At 47.5% G+C, this 3,514-nt stretch carries 4 protein-coding genes; 1 reads left to right on the plus strand and 3 read right to left on the minus strand.

What is annotated here, in order from left to right; translation table 11 throughout:
• Window positions 1-450: DUF2147 domain-containing protein (locus VIP81_RS23105; protein ID WP_331966953.1), on the plus strand; the 450-nt coding region annotated here is incomplete at its 5' end.
• A 2-nt stretch (window positions 451-452) separates the two neighbouring features.
• On the opposite strand, the gene VIP81_RS23110 is transcribed toward VIP81_RS23105, so the two are convergent.
• From VIP81_RS23110 to VIP81_RS23120, 3 genes are all read right to left on the minus strand, one after another.
• Window positions 453-1,976 carry an MFS transporter gene (locus VIP81_RS23110; protein ID WP_331966955.1) on the minus strand — a complete coding sequence of 508 codons (1,524 nt, stop codon included), beginning with the start codon at window positions 1,974-1,976 and terminating at the stop codon, window positions 453-455.
• On the minus strand, window positions 1,897-2,937 hold the full coding sequence (locus VIP81_RS23115; RefSeq protein ID WP_331966957.1) for a trifunctional transcriptional activator/DNA repair protein Ada/methylated-DNA--[protein]-cysteine S-methyltransferase: 1,041 nt from the start codon (window positions 2,935-2,937) through the stop codon (window positions 1,897-1,899). Before VIP81_RS23115 ends, VIP81_RS23110 begins: the two co-directional genes overlap by 80 nt.
• A 155-nt stretch (window positions 2,938-3,092) precedes the next feature.
• Window positions 3,093-3,514, minus strand: a 422-nt coding sequence (locus VIP81_RS23120) for a GNAT family N-acetyltransferase (protein ID WP_331966959.1), incomplete at its 5' end; no start/stop codon positions are given.

A 3,514-nucleotide genomic window follows, 5' to 3' on the forward strand; every position in this document is an offset into this window, starting at 1 on the left:
TATCATTCGATATGGAGAAAAAGTAGCCTGTTTTTTTGTTGTATTTTTTCTTTTCTTATAAAAATAAATGCACAAAATAATCCGGCTAATAGTGTACTGGGCATCTGGCTCAATGAGGAAAAGACCGGCAAAATTGAAATCTATCAATCAGGAAATATCTATCAGGGAAAACTGTTATGGGGTAAATATATGCTGGACGAAAAAGGGGCTCCCCGTAAAGATACGAAGAACCCCAATGCCGCTTTAAGAAACAGAGAGTGGCCGAATATGGTGATGCTGACAGGTTTTCAGTACCACGACGGACAATGGGAAGGCGGCGAAATTTATGACGCCACCACGGGAAAGTCGTACCGGGCCAATATGAAAATCCGGGCCGGCCGGCTGGAAATCCGGGGCTACGTGGGTATTTCGCTACTCGGGAAAACCATTTACTGGGACCGGATAAAATAATATCAGATGCCTTCCGGTTGCAACACAGCTTTTGGTTCCATTGTAGGTGGCAGCATCCATAACATGATCCCTACTATCCCTAAACAAATAATACTAACGGCAAGGCCTGTATTAAAAGCTTTCAGGTAGTTGGGAGATGTAGCATGCTGGCTGACCACATAGTAAAAAACACCGCCCAGTATAGTGATCCCTAAAGCAGATGCCGTTTGCTGGAAAGTAGAGAATACCCCTGCTGCCACGCCTGCAAACTTTACCGGCACACTATTTAACGCAATGTTTAATAAGAAAGGTAATACCAGCCCGTTTCCCAGCCCATAAATACCAATCAATAGTGTTACACAAAACGGACTTACCGACGGTTGAAAAAGCCATATTTGCAGCAGGAAAGAAATCAGGATGATCAGCAGTCCTGCTTGTAATACCCACTTGCCAAACCGTACAATCAGCCGCGATGCCAGCATGGAAGAGATCATGAACAGCACGGCATGCAATATAAAGGCGATGCCGCAATCCAGTGCAGAAAATCCGAGTCCATTTTGTAAATAGATGGCGCTCATCAGCAGAAACGCGGTATGCATCATGAAGTGAAATAGCACCGCGAGCAAGCCTATATTGAATTCCCGGATTTTAAACAGCGCCGTATCAATTAAACTGCCTTTGTGCAGGCGTACTTTCATTTGCTGATTACGCAGGAAGTAGGCGAAAATGAAAAGCGACAGTAGCATCAAGCCCATACTCCATAGCGGCCATCCCATTTCGCGTCCTTTGGTTAAGGGATAAATAAGACAAACCAATCCGGTGGTGAGCATCAGCGCGCCGGTATAATCGAACCGCTGCCGGGTGTCGCGGGGCGTTTCTTTTAAATACCGGTGAATTGCCCAGAGTGCCAGGATGCCTACCGGCAGGTTGATAAAGAAAATCAGGCGCCAGCCTTCGATAAAGAAATGGGTGTCTACCAGGTAGCCACCTAATATTTGTCCTATGATCGCTGCAATACTTAAGGTAATGCCGTACCAGCCAATGGCTTTGGCTCTCTCCGAAGGATTGGTAAAGAGTACCTGTATAAATGCGATGGACTGTGGCACCATGAAAGAAGAGCTCAGGCCCTGAAAAAAGCGGGTGATGTTCAGTTCCAGCGCGGTTTGAGATAAGCCACAGAGACAGGAGGTCAACGTGAAAAAAAACATTCCCCAAAAAAATACTTTCTTTCTGCCGAGATAGTCGCCTGCCCTGCCGCCTGTAATCAGGAAAGAGGCGCTGCCCAGCAGGTAGCCGGCAATCACGAGTTGTACTTCTCCGTCTGTAGCATGTACCCCTTTCTTGATACCAGGAATGGCCATATTGATGATAAAAATGTCGATGACATACAATAGGGGGGCCGTTAGGATGACGAGTAGTGCCATCCACTTTGAATTGTTGTTTTCCATGATGATGAGGATATCCGGGTTAAATTGAATGCGCTTTTTCGTGGTCGAGCAACCATTTCTTTCTCCATATTCCGCCGCCATATCCTGCGAGCTGTCCATCTTCGGCAATCACGCGGTGGCAGGGTACCAGGATGGAAATCCTGTTCATCCCATTGGCATTGGCTACCGCACGAATGGCTTCGGGCCGGTTCACCGCCATGGCTTGTTGTTTATAGGAACTGGTAGTACCATAGGAGATGGTCTGCAATATGCGCCAGATCGTTTGCTGAAAGGGCGTTCCCGGGCAATACAATGGCACTGTAAACACTTTTCGCGTCCCTTCAAAATATTCGGCCAGTTGTAATTGCAAGGTTTCAAAATGGACGTTTGCGCCCTGGATAATATTAGCATTCAGCTGTTTCGCCAGCGACTTCAACTCCGTTTCCAGCATTTTGCGATCGGTAAATTCCAACAGGCAGATACCCTGTTCCACGGCGCAGGCGAACATAGTCCCCAGCGGTGTTTCCAGCCGCGTAATATTGATAAGGTGTTTATCTTTACTATTGGATGGCGACACTCCAAATACTGATTTGAAGGAGTCGGAAAAGCCGCTTAGCGACTCATAACCGGCATCAAAAGCCACGGAGGTAACCGGTTCCCCGTTTTGTATTTTTTTGAAGGCGGCATTGATCCGGAACATCCGCTGGTAAGCCTGAAAGGTGACGCCATGGTTTTTTAGAAACCATCTCCGGATAGTAATGGGTTCAATTCCTTTTTCAAGGAGGTCGGCGTCTTTGAATTTTTTAGATGGATCTGCCTGCAGCGCGTCCAGGATTTCTTTTATATGCGGAGGTGTTTCACCCATTTTTTCCAATGGACTACATACCTTACAGGGCCGGTAACCTTTTAGGATGGCCTCTTTTGCGGATGAAAAGAATTCCACATTTTCCTGCCGGGGCTTACGGGCCGTACAGGTTGGGCGGCAAAATACGCCGGTTGTTTTTACTGCTGCTATAAAAGTCCCTTCGTAAGAAACATCCTTATCAACAAGCGCCTGGTACATGATTTCATGAGTCAGCATGTATTTCTTTTAGCCAAAAGTAAGGCAGTTGTAACTGGCTGGCAACCGAAAACTGAACAAGTATTTTTTTGAGGAGGAAGGGCTTTAGCCTTAATGATGATAAGCGCCACTTTGTTTTTAAGCAAACCGGATATTATGATAGGCAGGCACAAATATTATACAGCAGGGCCGGGGATTTCAGCGGTAGTATACAATGAATGCAGCCGCCAACCCAGTGTTTCATACAGCGCTCTGCCTTCCCGGGTAGCTACCAGCAATCCTTTGTTAATACCGCGGGCGGCGCCGATAGCTTCCAGTGTTTTCATGATCACGCTGCCCAGCTTACGGCGGCGATGACTTTCATGTGTTTCGATGCGGTCATAAATACCGTAATCGCCTACAAAGGCAATGTACCCACGCGCGGCCAGTTCACCCTGCGTTGTCAGTATGCTGACAACAGGAACGGGAATGTCTTCACGGATGTCGAGTAGGTATCCTTCCTGCAGCACCGTGTTAACCGGCGCCATGGCGCCGAAGTAGGTCATCATAAAAGCCTGTGGCGCTATGATCCAGCCGGGAGGCAGCAAGGCGCTCACGG

It is taken from the genome of Chitinophaga sp., from assembly GCF_036566945.1.
In the GTDB taxonomy this organism is placed as follows: Bacteria; Bacteroidota; Bacteroidia; order Chitinophagales; family Chitinophagaceae; genus Chitinophaga.

Excerpts from the sequence above, each read along its gene's own strand:
- VIP81_RS23110 (WP_331966955.1), bottom strand. The coding sequence starts at position 1,976 with ATGGACAGCTCGCAGGATATGGCGGCGGAATATGGAGAAAGAAATGGT.
- VIP81_RS23115 (WP_331966957.1), bottom strand. The coding sequence starts at position 2,937 with ATGCTGACTCATGAAATCATGTACCAGGCGCTTGTTGATAAGGATGTT.